We start from the raw sequence: 17,612 nt of genomic DNA, 5'->3' as shown, positions 1-17,612 counted from the left end.
ATTTCACCCCATCATGTATAGTCTTCGTTCAACCAGTTTCGAAGAAGCGTTGCGGCCGCTTCGGGATTCTCGTCAACGAATTTCTCGATAAGTCTCTTTGTCTCTGATCCCGTATCCATCTCGATATCTTCGAGAAGCTCCTCGGGCTGTGACTCAAGCAGTGATTCAACAGACAAAGGCTCGGGTTCTTCCACTTCCTCCGTCTTCTTGGTCGTCCACATGCTCCTTATGATGATAAATGCAAGAAGCCCCAAGATCACAAGGATAAGAACTATCTGAAGGATGTCCGAAAGCGTTACCGAAGATCCTGTCTTATCAAAAAACATGTACTCCGTAGATGCCACTATAGCAACATTCTCAGCAGGAATTCCCGTAGCCTTGGAAACAACATTCACGATGTTTTCGGGAACTTCCTCTGTTGAAGGAGTTTTGTTCTGTGCCTTAAATTCAGCCCATGTAAGATTTTCATGATCTGCGCTGTTGTAATCTTCCTCATTCATAACAACGTAGTTGATCGCTGTAACGGATATCGAAGAAGATGCGTATTTAACAGCACCCGGCTGATTTGTAGTTGTTGTTATCTTCTCATTCGGAAGATAATCTCTCGACTCCTCGTTAATATTTGAACTTGAGTTATTATTGTCCTGAGTTACGTATGTAGTCTCATCATCGGCATTTGTATCCGTTCCCGGTATACCACTGATGCCGTTTACGTTTTCTGCGGTATAGATATCCTCATGACTGAGCACACCCTGAGTCTGATCTTCAGCCGGTGTATAGTCATGCTGAACAACCTCTTCATGAGAAAAATCCATGTCAAGATTACTTGCAACCTCAACTGCGTCATACAACTTGGTTCCAAGTATAACTTTTTTGACTTCGTTTTTTACAATCTGTTCAGCCTTGGACTTAAGCGAAAGCTGTGTGCTTGCAAGTCCCGTAACGGTAGAATCTTCATCTCCCGAAAAAAGAAGGTTACTTTGGTTGTCTACGATTACAATATTCTTTGTATCCGAATTACCCAAAGCCTTCGCTACCGCTTTTGCAAGGAATGCGGCATTATCCTCGGTAAACTCTGCTCCCTCTGCAATCTCAAGCATAATGGTTGCGGAAGCTTCCTCTTTATTTCCGATAAGGGTTCCGTCATTATCCGGTATATGCAACTGAACATGCGCAGCGTCAATCGTTGTAAAATTCTGGATGAAGTCAGACTCCAGCTGCTTCTCCAGATAAACCACATACTTTTTTTGCTTGTCTGATTCTGTCGTGGAAAAACTTCCGTTAGTTACGTTGTCGATACTGTATGCGTATGATTGTATATCATTAGCACCTAAAAGAAGATTGGCATTAGCCTGATCTTTTTTGAGAACCTTAAAGTCAAGACCGTCATCAGACATCTTGTAGTTGATGGCATTTGAGTCCAAAAGGTCCTTGATCTCCGATGCCTCTTTTGTAGAATTGGCACTCGCCAAAAGAACATATTGAGGCTGATTCAAAGCAGATAACAAGATGATAAGTGTGAGAAGAACTACTGTCCCCGCTCCAACAACCAGCGTTTTTTGTTTCGCTGTAAACTTGTTCCACCAATCGAGAATTTTCTGCCACAGCTCTTTAAACCTGTCAGCCATTTATTCTCCCTCCCAAAAAAACTAAAAAAATATTAAAAATGAGCGATCAGATCTGCATTTGTGTCAGCTCTCTGTATGCAGCCAGGGCCTTGTCACGCACAGCGATAGTATACTGAAGCGCAGTCTGAGCCTTCTGAAGCGCGATGGTAAGGTCATGCGTATTGTCAGTCTTGCCAAGAGCCCATCTTATCTCTTCATTCTCGGCATCTGAAAGATATGCATTTGTTGTATTTATGTTCTGCACAGCCTGATCAAAGATCGAAGAAAAAGAGTTTGCCGAGTCATCATTGTTCCCCAAAACGTTATAGACTCTGCTGTTTGTCTTCTCTGCATTCTTGATTGCCTGTGAAGTTACATTCCTAAGTTGTGATATATCAAGTGAAGCCATTAAATACTACCTCCAAAATTAACGGTTTAGTTTAAACCATACCGTATCAGCCGTTTCCTATCTCAAGACCTCTGGTAGCAAGATTCTTGCTTGCATTGAAAGCTGTAGCATTTGCTTCGTAAGATCTGCTTGCATCAATAAGGTTTGTCATCTCTGTAACCGTATTGACATTTGGATAAGTCACATATCCGTTTTCATCGGCATCGGGATGTGAAGGATCGTAGACAATATTCATCTGTGTCCATGTGTCATCCTGAACCTTAGTAACCTTGACACCTCTTCCCGAATAGTGGTCAAGTCTTTCGTTCAATATCCTTGAAAAAGGAGTCTGTGAGCCTTTCTCTGCAAATGTAACTACCTTTCTGACATAAGGAGTTCCATCCTGTGTTCTTGTTGTATTTGCGTTGGCAATGTTTTCAGAGATAATGTCCATTCTGAATCTCTGAGCAGTCATTCCTGATGAGTTGATGTTGAAAGAATCGAAAATACTCATACCGGTTACCTCCTATGAAATAAATAAAAAATAATGTATGAATGATTACGAAGACTTAGTAACAGCAAGAAGATTCTTGAACTCAGAATTAAGTCCTGCCATAAGTCCCTGATATTTAATCTGATTAGCTGCAAGTGTGACATTCTCAGTATCTATGTCAACATTATTTCTGTCGGTCCTGTAAGAGAAACTCGAGTAGTCGTTGACAACTCTTGCTTTTAAATGCTTATCCTTTAAATCCGAAACTTTCTGGTCCATGGTCCTGTATCTTGAATGCCCGAGTGCTCTCTCAAGCTCATCCTCAAAATTCAGGTCCTGTCTCTTGTACCCCGGAGTGTCTACATTCGCTATATTGTTCGCGATAATCTCATTTCTTGTCCAAGACGCGTCAGAAGCCTTATCCAAGACATTGATATAATCAAAAACACTGCTATTGATCATCTTCTTCCTCCTTAAATCATAAAGATGGGTACACTTTATGTATCATACTTATATTTATAATAGAATTTTTTTAGCTAAAATACAAGTAAAATATACTTTATATTGTGCCTAATTTCAAAATTAACTACTAAATGAAGTACGAAAACTTATTTTAAACACAACTTAATTAAACATAAAAATTAATATTAATATTAAACAAACGTTTTTCTATGTTATTTTTTATCCAAATAAAAGAAGGGGTCTACCTTTCGATAAATCCCTTCATCACTGATACTATCCGTATTTTATGCTGTTCTATATATATATCGGACAATTACATCTCTTGTTTTAGTTTCTTGATCTCGCTGAAGACAACATCGTTAATTACTTTGATATATGTTCCCTTCATTCCCGAAGATCTGGATTCGATAACGCCGGCACTCTCAAATTTTCTGAGGGCATTGACGATAACGCTTCTTGTGATTCCGACTCTGTCCGCGATCTTACTTGCTACAAGCACACCTTCCATTCCGTCAAGTTCATCAAAGATATGGATGATTGCCTGCATCTCGGAGAATGACAATGTTCCGATCGCTGATTTTACAACCGCAAGCTTTCTGCTCTCTTCCGCATTCTCTTCATTTACTGCGCGGAGCATTTCAAGTCCTACAACCGTCGTTCCGTATTCACACAGAATAATATCATCGATATCATAAGGTTTATCCGTCTTATAGATAAAAAGAGTACCGAGTCTTTCTCCGGCAATCTCTATGGGAGTAATAATCGCCTGAAATTTACTGCTGTCAATCCCTTCGAAACCAAGAGTCTCGAGATTGACATTCTCCTTTGTTGAAAGAATGGTAAGAAGTCTCTCATTGAGCATCGGGTCGATAAAAGAACCTACGCTGTCAACGAGCAATCCGCTTAACGATTCAACGCTGGCACTCTCTCCGATTCCAAGAACCTTTCCCTTCTTACTGATGACAAACATGTTTGATGAGAGAATATCACATAAAACCCTGCAGATATCATTAAATACCACTTTACCCAAGTTACTGTTATGAAGCAGTTTTCCGATTTTTCGGGTTTTATCCAGTAGTTGAACACTACTCATAAGAATCTCCTTCTATTATCAAAAAGAAATGTTTACACGGTGTCTTAACGTAATCTTAGCATAAAAATATAGGCGCTTCAAACAATAAAGCGCCTACAATTATGAAAAAAATCTAAATTTTTCTAAATATTCAATCAACTAGTTTTTCTTCTCGAGTTCGTCCTTGTTGCACACAAATCCGCAGTCTGTATTTGTGCATGCCAACTTGCTGCTCTTAGCAACCATAAGGCTTCCGCACTTAGGACATTTAGTTGCAACAGGTCTTGCCCAGGACATAAAGTCGCACTCGGGATTGTCGATACATCCGTAGAAAATACGTCCCTTTCTTGTGCGCTTCATTACGATATCTTTGCCGCACTTAGGACACTGTACACCTATCTTCTCATAGTAAGGCTTGGTATTCTTGCACTCGGGGAATCCGGGGCAAGCAAGGAACTTACCGTGAGGGCCGTACTTGATAACAAGATTTCTTCCGCAAACTTCGCAGATCTCATCTGTCACTTCATCCTGAACCTGGATCTTTTCCATTTCCTTCTCCGCATCGGCAACAGCCTTATCAAGATCGGGATAGAAGTTTCTGATAACAGTCTTCCACTTAACTTCTCCGTCGGCAATTCCGTCAAGGAGTGATTCCATGTTGGAAGTAAAGTTAACATCAACAATCTGAGGAAAAGCGTCATTCATCATCTTATTTACAGCCTGTCCAAGCTCTGTGATGTAAAGACTCTTATTTTCCTTTGTAATATAGTGTCTTGCAATGATCGTAGAGATTGTAGGCGCGTAAGTACTTGGTCTTCCGATACCGAGAGCCTCAAGATCATGAACAAGAGAAGCCTCTGTGTAATGAGGAGCCGGCTGTGTAAAGTGCTGGTCTTCATCGAATGACTCAAATGTAAGCTCAGAATCTACATTAAGATTGGAAGAAATAACATTCTTCTCAACCTGATCGTCCTCATCGGTATATACGTTAAGGAAACCGTCAAATACAGTCTTGGACGCAGCCATTGTAAATCTATGTTCTCCGGCATCTATCTTAACCGATGTTGTCTCATATTTAGCGGCAGCCATTCTGCTAGCCATGAATCTTTTCCATATGAGCTGATAGAGTCTGAACTGATCCTTTGAAAGATATTCTTTTACAGTAACAGGATGTCTGTCAATATAAGAAGGTCTGATCGCTTCGTGAGCATCCTGAATCTTAGTTTCCTGCTTCTTGGCACCTGCTCCCGAAGCAAGATACTCTTCTCCGAAATTCTCGGAGATATAGTTATTTGCAGCTGCAACAGCTTCATCAGATACACGTGTGGAATCTGTTCTGAGGTATGTGATAAGACCCACAGTGCCTTCTTTTCCAAGGTCGATTCCTTCGTAAAGTTGCTGTGCAACACGCATTGTCTTCTGTGTAGAGAAGTTGAGCGATTTGGAAGCTTCCTGCTGAAGTGTTGATGTTGTAAAAGGAAGCGGAGCCTTCTTGGTTCTCTCGCCCTTCTTTATATCCGTAACCTTGAACTTCTTGCCCTTAAGTGAAGCGCAGATAGCATCAAGGTCTGCCTTACTCTCAATTTCTTTTTTCTCTTCGGTTGTTCCGTAGTAATGAGCTACGATAGGCTTCTTTTCGCCTTTAATCTTGAGATTGACATCAAGTGTCCAATATTCCTTGGGAATAAAAGAATCAATCTCTTCTTCTCTGTCTGCTATGATCCTGAGCGCAACAGACTGCACTCTTCCGGCACTTAAGCCTCTTTTTATCTTAGACCAGAGAAGAGGTGAAATGCTGTAACCAACCATTCGATCAAGCACTCTTCTTGCCTGCTGTGCATCAACGAGATTCATATCAATGTCTCTTGGATGCTTCATTGCTTCCTTGACGGCATTCTTGGTGATCTCATTGAATGTCACTCTCTGTATCTTAACATCTGATTCGTTTAATTTAAGAGCCGAGATAAGGTGCCATGAAATTGCTTCACCCTCTCGGTCCGGGTCAGTTGCGAGATATACGCACTTGGCCTTCTTAACCTGCTTTCTGAGAGTAGCGAGAACATCGCCCTTTCCCCTGATGGTTATATATTTAGGCTCGAAGTCATTATTAATATCTACCCCCATCTGACTTCTCGGAAGATCTCTGACATGACCGTTACTTGCCGCAACTTCATATCCTGAGCCCAAAAACTTCTTTATAGCTTTAACCTTTGTGGGTGACTCAACAATAAGAAGCGAATTTTTCTTATCCGCTGTACGCTTGCTACTTGCCATTGTTTAAATTATGCCCCTTCATATATATTAATTGTTAATTATGTTAGTTCCGCTTAAAACTCACGTTCTTATTAATATACATTTTTAAAGTTTTCGTCAACCCCTTTAATAAATTATTATCAATTTGCTGCCACCTTAACCTGCTTGGACAGATGATGAAGCGCCTTTTCCTCATACATTCTGCTGTCAACAAATTCCATGAAATCTTTGCCGTGCATATCCATTTCCTTGCTGTAAATGGCAATTCCGGCACTCACTGAAAGATCCATTTTACCACGGTTGCTCCACTCAAAATCTTCAACAAGTTTTTTAACCTGATGAATTCTCTTTTCAATCTCGAGTTCATCGGTCATATGAGTTATAATGCAGAACTCGTCTCCGCCATATCTTCCGACTACATCCTTCTTGTCAAATGTGTTAAGAAGAATAGCCGCGATACCCTCAAGAACCTCATCTCCGACCTTATGTCCAAAATTATCGTTTATGAGCTTAAAGTAATCAATATCGATCATGACCGCACAGAAAGGATTCTCGGCACTGTCGGCCATAGCCCTTCGAAGCGCGGCATCTATTCCTCTCCTGTTCACCGTACCCGTCAGGTAATCCATATGGATATCTCTTCTCTGAACATAAATAAAGAGAACCATAAACGCGAACACAGAAGATGCGTAGGCGAAATTGATATACGGAATAAAATACTGCAGAAATTCTCCCGTGACTAAAATAACCGGAAGAGCCTGTATCGGAGCCACGTACCATTTGTGAATGTAGCTCTTATATACAGTTATAAACGCGAAAATTATCGCACATGACATGATCTGCATAAAAAGTCTTAACATATACAAACTTCCCTTCTCATAACCCGTCTTGTAGCTTATATAAAACCACCCTTTGGACAGATGCGCATCGAGAGCGACAAGTATGCAGTTAAAGATCGCATAGATCATAATAGGGTTAATATATGCGTTTCGGCCGTTCCTGTCATCGGCGGTAACGAAACTGTCAATATATTTAATTGCAAACAGGAAGCTGAACGGATCCAGGGCATATATCAGATAATTGGACAACTTCGAAAGGAATATGAAGTTTCCGTCTGAAAGACTTGCAACGTCTCTCAAAGCGGAAACCCCGACCAAGATGGCCAGTATTCCGATCAACCTGATATAAGCTACACTGGAATGTGACTTTCTGCCCCTCTCCTGGAAGAACAGTAACATAAGAGACAGAAACAATGTGTAGACATTAATCACTAAATCCCCTAAGAACGCCATATCCATAGCAAATCCCCCTATTAGTTTAAGAAAAAAACCATGAAACACATGCCACAATTTCCTAAACAAAACCCTTATACATTTTTACTACGGGGGTCTATTTTTTTCAAGACGTCTTAGTCATAATACACAAATGTCAGTGTAGGATTTGCGAGTATTGGTGCAGATTTATGCATATTTTATAAAAATTCTCTAAACAAAAACAGTAGATATTATAAAATTGCATCAATTCTAGTTCCGACCATCGATTGCATTGTCTATGTTTTCAGAAAGCCAGGAAATCCACTCATCAAAGCCCTCACCGGTCTTCGCACATATAGGAATTATCTTGGCTTTGGGATTTCTCATCCAAACGTATTCTTTGCATTTTTCGAGGTCAAAATTAAAATATGGCATGACATCGATCTTATTTATCAAAACCACGTCACATATAGAAAACATCAGTGGATACTTAAGAGGCTTATCATCTCCCTCAGGCACAGAGAGGATCATGGCGTTCTTGGTACTTCCGGTATCAAACTCCGCGGGACAAACAAGATTTCCGACATTCTCAAGTATAGCAAAATCAACGTCTTCTACTCCGAGAGCATTGATCCCCTGCCTTGTCATGTCGGCATCAAGATGACACATTCCGCCGGTATGGAGCTGGATTGCCTTTACGCCCGTCTCCTGTATCTTAAGTGCGTCAACGTCTGAATCTATATCGGCTTCCATAACGCCAATGCGGTATTTATCCTTAAGTTTGGATATTGTCTGTGAAAGAGTCGTTGTCTTTCCTGCTCCCGGGGATGACATTAGATTCAAAAGAAATGTCTTGCTTCTTTTTAACTCTTCTCTTAACTTGTTCGCATCCTCGTCGTTACTCTCAAAAATACTTCTTTTAAGATCTATAATTCTTACATTTCCCATAAAATAAAACCTCCGTTTTTTAATTTTAAATTATGAAAATAGATTTTTCTTTCTCTGAATCATTTCATCAATCTGCGACATGTAGAGTTTAACATCTTTAACATTATCACATCTCTCTATTCTGCCGTCATATCCGTACACTCTCTTTGTTACGGTTCCCGCACCAAGTGCAACAATTGACTGAACTTCTTCATTAATAAGTATATTGTAGATTCCCGCTTTTCCCGAACGCGCATAACCCGTATTTTCAAAATTACCGCTTATATTTTTCTGCCTGTACAGATAATACGGTGTAAGCCCCATGAAAAGTGCTCCCTCGGATGCAATCTTCATCATCTCTTCAGTATTTTGGATAGATGAAAAGACATCTCCTTTTAGTTCACCTTTTAATTCTTTTTGCTTCAGAACTTCGGCAAGCCTGGATCCTCTTTTGATCGCAAGAGAATGAACCGTAAGGTCGTCGGGATCAAGCTTTTTTATCTCATCCATGGTATATCTGACATCATCTGCAGTTTCATAAGGAAGTCCAAGGATAATATCCATGTTAATATTATCAAAACCTTCTTCTCTTGCCATATTATAGGCATCGATAAGTTGACTTACAGTGTGCCTTCTTCCGATGAGTTCAAGCGTCTTATCCCTCATAGTCTGGGGATTTACGGAAATTCTTGTAACGCCCATTTTTTTCATGGTCGCAAGCTTTTCTCTTGTGATCGAATCAGGACGTCCCGACTCAACCGTAAGCTCTTTTACCTTTGACACATCAAGCTTATCGTAAACATATCCAAGGAGCCTCTCTATCTGCTCCGGAAGAAGCGTTGTGGGTGTTCCCCCTCCGACATAGATCGTATCAAGTGTCTTGCCCTTGAAATTCTCAGCCACATAATCAATCTCTTTCATTATGCACTTAAGATAATCATCAACTATATTCGCATACGAGCAGATCGGATACGACGTAAACGAGCAGTAAAGACATGTTGTCGGGCAAAAAGGAATACCGATGTAAAGACTGTAACCGTTGTCATAATCGATATTTTTTAATATCTCTTTTTCCCTGTGTGCAATCGAAAGACTGAGCGCAGTTTTCTCATCACTCGTATAATAATTGTCTTTCATATACATAAATATATCCTCATCGCTCATATTCTGCTCGATGAGGTTCATAACAATTCTGGTCGGCCTTATACCCGTAAGATTCCCCCACGGGAGCTCTTTTTTGGTCTCAAGACTAAGGAGCCTGTATATATTCTTTTTAAGATCGTTTTTCGAAACGGAAACATCTATATTATAGATTTTATCGCCTTCTTCAGCCTCGTAATTTCCGTCGGGAGAAACAATGACTTTAACATTCTCCTCAGGAAAAAAAGCTTTAAAAAGCGAATGTATATCATATCCGTATTTATCTTCGGGAATAATTATCTTGATCATATTATGCATAAGGATTGTACTCTTTTTCATGTCCGATACTGGTCATCTCTCCGTGTCCCGGATAAACGATTGTTTCATCCGGAAGGATAAATAACTTTTCTCGTATAGACCTTACAAGCTCACTTGTAGAACTCGTAGGAAAATCGGTTCTTCCGACCGATTCTTCGAATAATGTATCTCCGCTAATAAGTACATTATCATCTTCAAAGTGATAGCAACATCCGCCCGATGTATGACCGGGTGTAGCGATAAGCTTGCAGGAAAGTCCCGCAGCTTCGATAACATCGCCATCTTTATATGTAATATCAGGCTTAACGCCAAAATTACTGCCAAAAGAAACAGAAAGGTTGAGATGAGGATCGCTGCATATAGCAGCTTCCTTCTCATAACATCCAACCTTTGCACCCGTAAGTTCTTTAAGCTCAGGAATTCCCATTATATGGTCAAAATGACCATGGGTTAAAAGAATCAGATCAACAACAATATCATTTTTCGAAAGTTCATCATAAATCTTCGCACCGGCGTCCGCAGGGTCAAAAACGATAGCATGCTTTTTGCCGTTTTCATCGGTATTATCCGCATCAAAAACAAAATAGCAGTTTGTAGCCACCATTCCCAGAGTCAAAACTCCGACTTGTATATTATGCTTACTCATCAACCCGTAGTCCTTTCGATGTCAATTACGCTTTCGATCATTCTGATCTTATCGACAATGCCGCGAAGCTGTCCTCTCGAAGAAACCTTGAAAGACATCTCCATTGTGGCAAGTCCCTGTTTACTTGTTCTTGTGTTCATTGAAATGATATCAATATCTTTTTCCGTAAGTGCCCTGGAAATATCGGCCAGAAGACCGTTTCTGTTATTGGCAAATATCTTGATAGTCGCAACATACTTTCCACCGCTCTGGGAATCGGACTGCCACTTTGCTTCAATAAGCCTTGTCTTGTCCTCTTCCTGCATCTTAATAACATTGACACAATCTCTTCTGTGAATCGACACTCCGCGGCCTCTTGTTACAAAACCGCATATCTCATCGCCGGGAACAGGATTGCAACACTTTGAAAATCTGACCGCAACATCATGAACGCCTTTAACGATGATGGCATTATCGGAACTTGAAACCTGAGGCGTGATATTTGACTCGGCAACTGCTGCAAGAACCTCTTCATCAGTCATGTTGCGCTTGTGATCCTTTTCACCAAGCTCAAGCATCTTGTTGATGATCTGGCCCTCTTTAAGTCCGCCGTGTCCAACAGCCGCAAGCACGGCATTCCAATCATGGAATCCGTATTTATTTATTACTATAGCCTGGAATTCAGGCTTGGATATTGCAAAAAGATCTATTCCCTTACTCTTACAATACTCGATGAGAAGGTCTCTTCCTTTTGCGATATTCTCTTCCTTAAGTTCATTTCTGAACCACTGATTGATCTTGTTTTTGGTTGAAGTAGCCTTCGCAATGGCGAGCCAGTCTCTGCTGGGCCCCCTTGAATTCTGGCTGGTGATAACCTCAACTCTGTCGCCGTTCTGAATCTTATAATCAATCGGAACGAGCTTGCCGTTGACCTTGGCACCGATCATCTTATTACCCACAGCGGAATGAACGCTGTACGCAAAGTCGATAGGTGTGGAGCCTGCCGGCAGATTCTTAACTTCTCCCGTAGGAGTAAAGCAATAAACATCCTCTGAAAAGAGATTAAGATCACTCTTCAAGAGATTCATAAACTCCTGGTTGTCAGACATGTCCTGTTGCCATTCCAAGATCTGACGAAGCCATGTGAGCTTCTCCTCTTCGCCGTTTTCAGCTTTTTTGCCATCCGAAGCTTCTTTATACTTCCAGTGCGCAGCGATACCGTATTCAGCAGCTCTGTGCATGTCATAAGTTCTTATCTGAATTTCGAAAGGCTGTCCTGTCTGACCGATAAGTGTCGTATGAAGTGACTGATACATGTTTGGCTTAGGCATTGCGATGTAATCTTTAAATCTTCCGGGAATCGGTTTATACATCTCATGAATAACACCAAGTGCCGCATAACAATCCTTAACGGTTCCGACAATGATCCTTATTGCGAAAAGATCGTATATCTGATCAAGAGTCTTGTTCTGATTGCGCATTTTCTTATAGATGCTGAAAAAATGCTTAACTCTTCCGTTTACTTCTCCGGAAATACCGGCGTCTGCAATAGCCTCTCTTACCTTAACGCAAATATCCTCAACATACTTTTCTCTCTCGTTTTTTCTGATCGCAACCTTTTCAACAAGATCGTAGTAAATGTCGGGCTTAAGATATTTAAGCGAAAGATCGTCAAGTTCAACCTTGATACGGCTGATACCAAGCCTTCCGGCTATAGGCGAATAAATATCAAGAGTCTCCTGCGCTATCCTCGACTGTTTCACGGGAGGCATATGCTCAAGCGTGCGCATATTGTGAAGTCTGTCCGCAAGCTTGATAAGAATAACTCTGATATCCTTTGCCATAGCAAGAAACATCTTACGCAGGTTCTGCGCCTGCATATCAATCTGTTCCTGAGTCTTGTTGCCCATATCGCTGTTGGCATGAAGCTGCAAAGCAGTCAGCTTTGTAACACCGTCAACCAAGAGCGCAACATCGGCTCCGAAACTCTCTTCTATCTGCTCTTTGGTAAGTATGGTATCTTCAACGACGTCATGAAGCAGGCCCGCAGCTATAGTCTCTTTGTCCATTTCAAGATCTGCCAAAATTATGGCAACACAAAGAGGGTGAATTATATATGGTTCACCCGATTTTCTAAGCTGCTCCTTATGAGCCTCAGCCGCTTCCTGATACGCCTTTTCAATTAGAGTAATGTCGTCGGACGGATGGTATTTTCTTACCCTCGCAATAAGTCCTTCATATAGTTTGTCAGGCGATTGGAATTCCTCAATGGCTTCAATTTTTCCATCATCGAAGTCCTGTGGCATGCAAATTACTTCCCTTCGTAGCTTATTGCAGAATCAAGTCTGTACTTACTGAGCCTCTCTCTGCCCTTTAATCCCTTAAGTTCCATGAGAACAAGGATTCCTGCAACTTCACCGCCAAGCTTCTCAACGAGCTTGATCATAGCCTCGATTGTTCCGCCTGTAGCCATAAGATCGTCTACCAAAAGAACCTTCTGTCCGGGCTTGATAGCATCCTTATGAAGTTCGAGTACAGCCTTTCCGTACTCAAGGTCATATTCAACTTCAATAGTCTCGCAAGGAAGTTTTCCCTTCTTACGAACAGGAACAAGTCCCTTTCCTCTTGCATATGCAATAGGTGCACTGAAAATGAATCCTCTTGACTCAGCGCCCAAAACAACATCAAAATCAAGATCCTTTACAAGGTCCATCATCTCATCGATGGCAAGCTTGAATCCGTCGGGATCCTGAAGTACCGATGTAATATCTCTGAACATAATACCTTCTTCAGGGAAATTGGGAATAGTTCTGACGTAATCTTTTAATTCTTTCATTGAATAGTCCTCTCTGAAATATGCACCAAACGTGCGTTATCACATAAAAATAATTTTTCAACTTAAAATTATATCACAAATTGCGGCTTTCCGCGAATATTGTTTATCTTGCACAGGCTGTTTGCGGTGTTATAGTCCTCCCAAATGGCAGGAAGGTATATATTTAAACTGTTCCATCGCTTGTTTTCATGGTTTTCCAAAAATGTCACAAAAATTCTATCGGCTCAAAACTCCGGTCGACTTCTACGAAGTCGGCCGTCAAACAGTGAGCCTCAAAGCAGAATTTTTGTGGCATTTTCGGAAACCTCATGAAAAGCTAAGCTCTCTCACAATGTTTAAAAATATGCCTTCCTGCCATTTGGGAGTTTAATGAACATATCAAAAGCTGTGCATACTAAGCATTTTCCACCTTGCAAAAAGCCATTAAGGATTGTATAATCTCTTTTGTGTGAATTTTATGACTCACATGTGCTGGAATAGCGCAGTTGGTAGCGCAACTGATTCGTAATCAGTAGGTCGAGGGTTCAAGTCCCTTTTCCAGCTCTAAAAAAAGATAGCAACCATGCCGGAAGTTTATTAAATGCTGCATGGCTGCTATTTTTTGATTGTTTTTTAATTCAAAAATCTGATTTCAAAGCATGAATAATTGTGTTTCCTAATACATCGTTACTTTAAATAACTATACCAAATCCATTACTACTTACTCGATAGCATTCAGCAAATTAATCCAGTTAATTTTGCTAACAATGTACTAGTATATTCAACTTCTAAGCACCATATTCTCTTACTATCTCCCATAAGCTATCATGGATTCTATCAAATGGTTCATTTATTTCCATTCTCTTTTCATAGTCATTATCCCAAACATAAAACTCCGAAAGCCCACCTTTTCCTGGATATAACTGATTATATCCTCGTATAAAGAAATCCTTTTTTTCTGATTCTGTCGCTTCTGAATTAAGTATTTCAATTAGATTTTGAACAATCCTATATGAATATATAATCGAATTATCCCCGTATTTTTTTAGCAATAATTCAAGCTCTTCAAGTAAAGTTACTATTTTTTTATATTCCATTTTCCCTTCCCTATTCTGTCGAGTTCTCAACAATAAGATTAAAAATCTATGACATCTTGAATCAAAGATTCAAGATGCTTGTAAACAGGCCATTCAAAGCGACTTCGTCGCAGGGCCTATTTGCCACCTGAATCATATTCTCACGAAATCCGCATCCAGTGCGGATTTCTGTAATTTCATCTAAGATATCATAACACTTTAATTCAAAGAATGTGCACTAATAATTTCAACTCCTTTAATTTTCCACGGTTCTTCAATAAATGTCTGATTAAAATCGTAACCTCCACAATACGTTCCACCTTGTGGTCCAACTGGCCCTGTATATACTTTAGTTCCTTTTGGAATCTTAACCGCATAAACAGTATCAACAACAGATTTTCCCTCTAGCTCTCCAGTTTTAATTGAAATCCATTGTTCTTTAACAGCAGTATCTATTCTTACCTTCGTGACAGATTCCGGCGGTAAAGATGTAAACCACTGTCCTAATGGTTTTCCATTTTGCCCTCCTCTATAATATATTCTATCTTCAGAAAGAATTTCCACATTATATCTTCCACCAAAAAAATTCTTAGCAGGATTATCCCTTATATCTGCTAATGGTCCGGGATTTTCAACCATATTATACAAATAATATGACATATCATTTGTTCCATATGAAATTTTTATACTCGTATCATCTTCAAGCTCCTGCAACTGTCTCAAGAAGTCTTCATACGCTATATTCACATCTCTTTGCTGATCATTAATGCAAACATACAGCGATGTGTCATACTCTTTGTCAATAGCTGTCGGCGCTATTCTACTGAACTTTTCATTCCTAAGCTCTGTCAGATCATCCAATTTTCTTACTTCTTCACCTGTAGTTGCAAGTATATCTAAACTTTCCTCAAAGAAAGCCTCCTGCAACACATCACTTGTGCCTTTACCTGCCATTATAGCGAAGAGCAATGTCAACGGCATTGGAACTTTCATCTCATTGCATGCATATCCTGTCCAGTACGACATCTGGTTTGATGCAACTTCAATTCCAATTTGCATACCGAATCTTTTTATGGCTAATTTTGCTGGAAGTTCGAATATTCCCGACTGTCCGAATGATACAACATCTACAACAGCACCTACACCTTTCATTCCTCGTTCAAAGTCCGAAAGATCTTCACCTGTAATGATGTCTTCGCCTATGCACACTTCAAAAAGCGGCTTTATGATAGTAAGGTCAAGAAGGTTTGAGAAAGCCTCCGCAAAAGGCTGATTCTTTTTGTGATTAAATTCGCCAGCAATTGTAAGCTGCTTAAGATATGCTTCAAATGGAATCGGTTTGCCGCTGTCATAAACTAATTTTTCTTTTATTTGATTATAGACATTCACATAAAACCTAGAAAAATCAATAAACTCCGAAGGAACATTTGAAAGCCCAGCTCCGCCATTTACGCTGTATGGTCCTATGAAATCAGAAAGTCGAAGATTCTCTTTAGGTCCAGTGAACTTCTGACCATCTTGATCATAATAGCTATTCATTATTCCGATAGTGTTTTTGGTCGAAAAATCCTCAACTTTTATTCTACTTATATCTTCAGTTGCACGCAAATTGAAATTTTTAAAAAGTGGTTTATCAATATGCTCTTTTGAATACGTCTCAAGAGTATCTGAAAACTTCAAAAGCTCTGCAAGCATGCCTACGCTATATTCAATATTGTCTGTCTGATCGATGTGCTGTATACTTTCTACTCCGGCATCAAACAAAAGCTCATCTATTATAGCCAACTCATTATTAATCGAATGCAGGGTATCAGCTAGATCACTCGGGCAAAAGCAGATAGCACTGTTACCGATAAATCCCCCGTCAACCTGCTTATTTTCTTCTCTATTCATTCATTACCCTCTTACACAAAATCATTTCTGTGTTCTCTTATCCACTGACTTATCGCAGCATCTTTTTCATCCATCTTGGAAAGTGTAACATCAATGTACGATAACAGGCTTGCATACATCGTATTTATCTTGTCGATATGCCTATATAAAGAGGAAGCATAACTTTGCATCTCAACCTGTGCACTTCCGATATACGCATCATTATTAAGGTATTCCTCCACCTTACTCACATGCGTAAGTGCATCCGTAAGATCATACATTATATTCTGGATTTCAGACTCATAGTCAAGAAGAGTAACGCCTACTTTAATTTCTTCTTTATCAGCCATTTGCATATTCCTCCATGTTTATATCGAGTTTTTCCATAAGATATTTTCTTGCTGACGAAGGGTTGACAATCCGTTCCGTCTTTGTATGCAGGTTGTAATGATAAATTGTTTTTTTATCATAATAAAAAAAACCTTCTTCGCCCGGCTTCCTTCCTTTAGGGAAAACACCGACGTTCATTGCATTTACGCCTAGTTCATGTATCTTTTTCACAATATCATCGTACTCAACATCTTCTTTTAAAAACTCTGGCACAGTCTTATCATCAGCCCGCCGCAAAAAATCATATTCTTTAAGGCATGCATAAATTATCTCCGCCTTGTCGCCACTTGCAATTTCATAACCGGCACCGTCTCTGTACACAACAATGCATCTACGTTCATCTATAAGTCCAATAAGTGTTCTATTTATCACAAGATATTTGTAGGCATTACAGTATTCGCCCCAAATTTTAATCATACCAAAGCCAAATGCGGTAATTCCCTTATCAGTAATAATTCCCTTCTTTATAAGTTCTGCCTTTGCAATTTCAGCCTTCTCTTTTCCATCTTCTTTTTTTATCTTGTTAAAGAATACACCAAACGGTGCAGATTCCTGCGTTATTGAATTAAGAAACAAAAGCTCGTCAGATGTAAACCTCATAGCTTTCTTGCCTCCAAATCTTGATACTCCTTCCAACTTTCATAATAATCATCAAGATTCTTATCAAGTTCGTTAAGCGCTTCAATAGCTTCTGCCTGAGGAGCGTCAGGACCGTGGAGCGCAGTCTGATACTGAATCAGTATATTAAGGAAAGCCTCGGCAACCATTTGTGTTTTACCTGTCCAGTATTGCTTTCCTACAATTTCTTCCTGAAGTTTTAGACCTGCAAAATATGCTTTCATCATGCTAACACGCGCATCAGCAAGTTCCTTCTTTACTGCATCCATGCTTGTTCCATCACATTTAAATACTGTCGACATA

General features: G+C 40.0%; 17 protein-coding genes and 1 tRNA gene. 1 reads left to right on the top strand and 17 read right to left on the bottom strand.

What is annotated here, in order from left to right:
- Positions 1–11: 11 nt before the first annotated feature.
- From fliF to G628_RS0107485, 12 genes are all read right to left on the bottom strand, one after another.
- On the bottom strand, positions 12–1,628 hold the full coding sequence (gene fliF / locus G628_RS0107540) for a flagellar basal-body MS-ring/collar protein FliF (protein ID WP_026666843.1): 1,617 nt from the start codon (positions 1,626–1,628) through the stop codon (positions 12–14).
- A 46-nt stretch (positions 1,629–1,674) separates the two neighbouring features.
- A complete protein-coding gene (gene fliE / locus G628_RS0107535) occupies positions 1,675–2,016 on the bottom strand; it encodes a flagellar hook-basal body complex protein FliE (RefSeq protein WP_026654732.1) in 342 nt (113 codons plus the stop codon).
- Positions 2,017–2,062: 46 nt separating this feature from the next.
- Positions 2,063–2,509: a flagellar basal body rod protein FlgC gene (gene flgC, locus G628_RS0107530; protein ID WP_026654731.1), complete on the bottom strand. Its 447-nt coding sequence runs from the start codon at positions 2,507–2,509 to the stop codon at positions 2,063–2,065.
- 45 nt (positions 2,510–2,554) lie between these two features.
- Positions 2,555–2,950 (bottom strand): flagellar basal body rod protein FlgB, encoded by a 396-nt coding sequence (gene flgB / locus G628_RS0107525; RefSeq protein WP_026654730.1) that lies wholly within the window; start codon positions 2,948–2,950, stop codon positions 2,555–2,557.
- Between the two features lie 313 nt (positions 2,951–3,263).
- The gene (codY, locus tag G628_RS0107520) at positions 3,264–4,043 is read right to left on the bottom strand and encodes a GTP-sensing pleiotropic transcriptional regulator CodY (RefSeq protein WP_026654729.1); all 780 of its coding nucleotides are present in this window, start codon (positions 4,041–4,043) and stop codon (positions 3,264–3,266) included.
- A gap of 138 nt (positions 4,044–4,181) precedes the next feature.
- Positions 4,182–6,296 (bottom strand): type I DNA topoisomerase, encoded by a 2,115-nt coding sequence (topA, locus tag G628_RS0107515; RefSeq protein WP_051199081.1) that lies wholly within the window; start codon positions 6,294–6,296, stop codon positions 4,182–4,184.
- Between the two features lie 119 nt (positions 6,297–6,415).
- The gene (locus G628_RS0107510; protein WP_026654727.1) at positions 6,416–7,573 is read right to left on the bottom strand and encodes a GGDEF domain-containing protein; all 1,158 of its coding nucleotides are present in this window, start codon (positions 7,571–7,573) and stop codon (positions 6,416–6,418) included.
- A 225-nt stretch (positions 7,574–7,798) separates the two neighbouring features.
- A complete protein-coding gene (gene hypB, locus G628_RS0107505; RefSeq protein WP_026654726.1) occupies positions 7,799–8,476 on the bottom strand; it encodes a hydrogenase nickel incorporation protein HypB in 678 nt (225 codons plus the stop codon).
- Positions 8,477–8,506: 30 nt separating this feature from the next.
- Positions 8,507–9,904: a coproporphyrinogen dehydrogenase HemZ gene (gene hemZ, locus G628_RS0107500; protein ID WP_026654725.1), complete on the bottom strand. Its 1,398-nt coding sequence runs from the start codon at positions 9,902–9,904 to the stop codon at positions 8,507–8,509.
- 1 nt (position 9,905) lies between these two features.
- Positions 9,906–10,559, bottom strand: a complete 654-nt coding sequence (locus G628_RS0107495; protein ID WP_034461953.1) for an MBL fold metallo-hydrolase — start codon at positions 10,557–10,559, stop codon at positions 9,906–9,908.
- Positions 10,559–12,844: a RelA/SpoT family protein gene (locus G628_RS0107490; protein WP_051199080.1), complete on the bottom strand. Its 2,286-nt coding sequence runs from the start codon at positions 12,842–12,844 to the stop codon at positions 10,559–10,561. Before G628_RS0107490 ends, G628_RS0107495 begins: the two co-directional genes overlap by 1 nt.
- Positions 12,845–12,849: 5 nt before the next feature.
- A complete protein-coding gene (locus G628_RS0107485) occupies positions 12,850–13,374 on the bottom strand; it encodes an adenine phosphoribosyltransferase (protein ID WP_026654721.1) in 525 nt (174 codons plus the stop codon).
- A gap of 470 nt (positions 13,375–13,844) precedes the next feature.
- Between G628_RS0107485 and G628_RS0107480 the strand changes: the two genes are divergently transcribed.
- Positions 13,845–13,917, top strand: a tRNA-Thr gene (locus tag G628_RS0107480).
- A gap of 224 nt (positions 13,918–14,141) precedes the next feature.
- Here the strand turns inward: G628_RS0107480 and G628_RS0107475 are convergent.
- The 5 genes from G628_RS0107475 to G628_RS0107455 form a co-directional block, all read right to left on the bottom strand.
- Positions 14,142–14,450, bottom strand: a complete 309-nt coding sequence (locus tag G628_RS0107475) for a hypothetical protein (RefSeq protein ID WP_027208858.1) — start codon at positions 14,448–14,450, stop codon at positions 14,142–14,144.
- A 198-nt stretch (positions 14,451–14,648) separates the two neighbouring features.
- Positions 14,649–16,322 (bottom strand): pre-toxin TG domain-containing protein, encoded by a 1,674-nt coding sequence (locus G628_RS18475; protein WP_081670599.1) that lies wholly within the window; start codon positions 16,320–16,322, stop codon positions 14,649–14,651.
- An 11-nt stretch (positions 16,323–16,333) separates the two neighbouring features.
- The gene (locus G628_RS0107465) at positions 16,334–16,651 is read right to left on the bottom strand and encodes a hypothetical protein (RefSeq protein ID WP_027208856.1); all 318 of its coding nucleotides are present in this window, start codon (positions 16,649–16,651) and stop codon (positions 16,334–16,336) included.
- Positions 16,644–17,291, bottom strand: coding sequence for a DUF5081 family protein (locus tag G628_RS0107460; protein WP_027208855.1), 648 nt, complete (start codon positions 17,289–17,291; stop codon positions 16,644–16,646). Before G628_RS0107460 ends, G628_RS0107465 begins: the two co-directional genes overlap by 8 nt.
- Positions 17,288–17,611: a hypothetical protein gene (locus G628_RS0107455; RefSeq protein WP_027208854.1), complete on the bottom strand. Its 324-nt coding sequence runs from the start codon at positions 17,609–17,611 to the stop codon at positions 17,288–17,290. The genes G628_RS0107460 and G628_RS0107455 overlap by 4 nt, the downstream gene beginning before the upstream one ends.
- Position 17,612 lies beyond the last annotated feature (1 nt).

It is taken from the genome of Butyrivibrio hungatei NK4A153, assembly GCF_000424465.1.
Classification (GTDB): domain Bacteria; phylum Bacillota; class Clostridia; order Lachnospirales; family Lachnospiraceae; genus Butyrivibrio; species Butyrivibrio hungatei_A.
The sequence above is the reverse complement of the archived record's forward strand: the minus strand, read 5'-3'. Positions and strand labels throughout refer to the sequence as shown.

Coding starts and splice junctions, on each gene's coding strand:
- fliF (WP_026666843.1), bottom strand. CDS start 1,628: ATGGCTGACAGGTTTAAAGAGCTGTGGCAGAAAATTCTCGATTGGTGG.
- fliE (WP_026654732.1), bottom strand. CDS start 2,016: ATGGCTTCACTTGATATATCACAACTTAGGAATGTAACTTCACAGGCA.
- flgC (WP_026654731.1), bottom strand. CDS start 2,509: ATGAGTATTTTCGATTCTTTCAACATCAACTCATCAGGAATGACTGCT.
- flgB (WP_026654730.1), bottom strand. CDS start 2,950: ATGATCAATAGCAGTGTTTTTGATTATATCAATGTCTTGGATAAGGCT.
- codY (WP_026654729.1), bottom strand. CDS start 4,043: ATGAGTAGTGTTCAACTACTGGATAAAACCCGAAAAATCGGAAAACTG.
- topA (WP_051199081.1), bottom strand. CDS start 6,296: ATGGCAAGTAGCAAGCGTACAGCGGATAAGAAAAATTCGCTTCTTATT.
- G628_RS0107510 (WP_026654727.1), bottom strand. CDS start 7,573: ATGGATATGGCGTTCTTAGGGGATTTAGTGATTAATGTCTACACATTG.
- hypB (WP_026654726.1), bottom strand. CDS start 8,476: ATGGGAAATGTAAGAATTATAGATCTTAAAAGAAGTATTTTTGAGAGT.
- hemZ (WP_026654725.1), bottom strand. CDS start 9,904: ATGATCAAGATAATTATTCCCGAAGATAAATACGGATATGATATACAT.
- G628_RS0107495 (WP_034461953.1), bottom strand. CDS start 10,559: ATGAGTAAGCATAATATACAAGTCGGAGTTTTGACTCTGGGAATGGTG.
- G628_RS0107490 (WP_051199080.1), bottom strand. CDS start 12,844: ATGCCACAGGACTTCGATGATGGAAAAATTGAAGCCATTGAGGAATTC.
- G628_RS0107485 (WP_026654721.1), bottom strand. CDS start 13,374: ATGAAAGAATTAAAAGATTACGTCAGAACTATTCCCAATTTCCCTGAA.
- G628_RS0107475 (WP_027208858.1), bottom strand. CDS start 14,450: ATGGAATATAAAAAAATAGTAACTTTACTTGAAGAGCTTGAATTATTG.
- G628_RS18475 (WP_081670599.1), bottom strand. CDS start 16,322: ATGAATAGAGAAGAAAATAAGCAGGTTGACGGGGGATTTATCGGTAAC.
- G628_RS0107465 (WP_027208856.1), bottom strand. CDS start 16,651: ATGGCTGATAAAGAAGAAATTAAAGTAGGCGTTACTCTTCTTGACTAT.
- G628_RS0107460 (WP_027208855.1), bottom strand. CDS start 17,291: ATGAGGTTTACATCTGACGAGCTTTTGTTTCTTAATTCAATAACGCAG.
- G628_RS0107455 (WP_027208854.1), bottom strand. CDS start 17,611: ATGTCGACAGTATTTAAATGTGATGGAACAAGCATGGATGCAGTAAAG.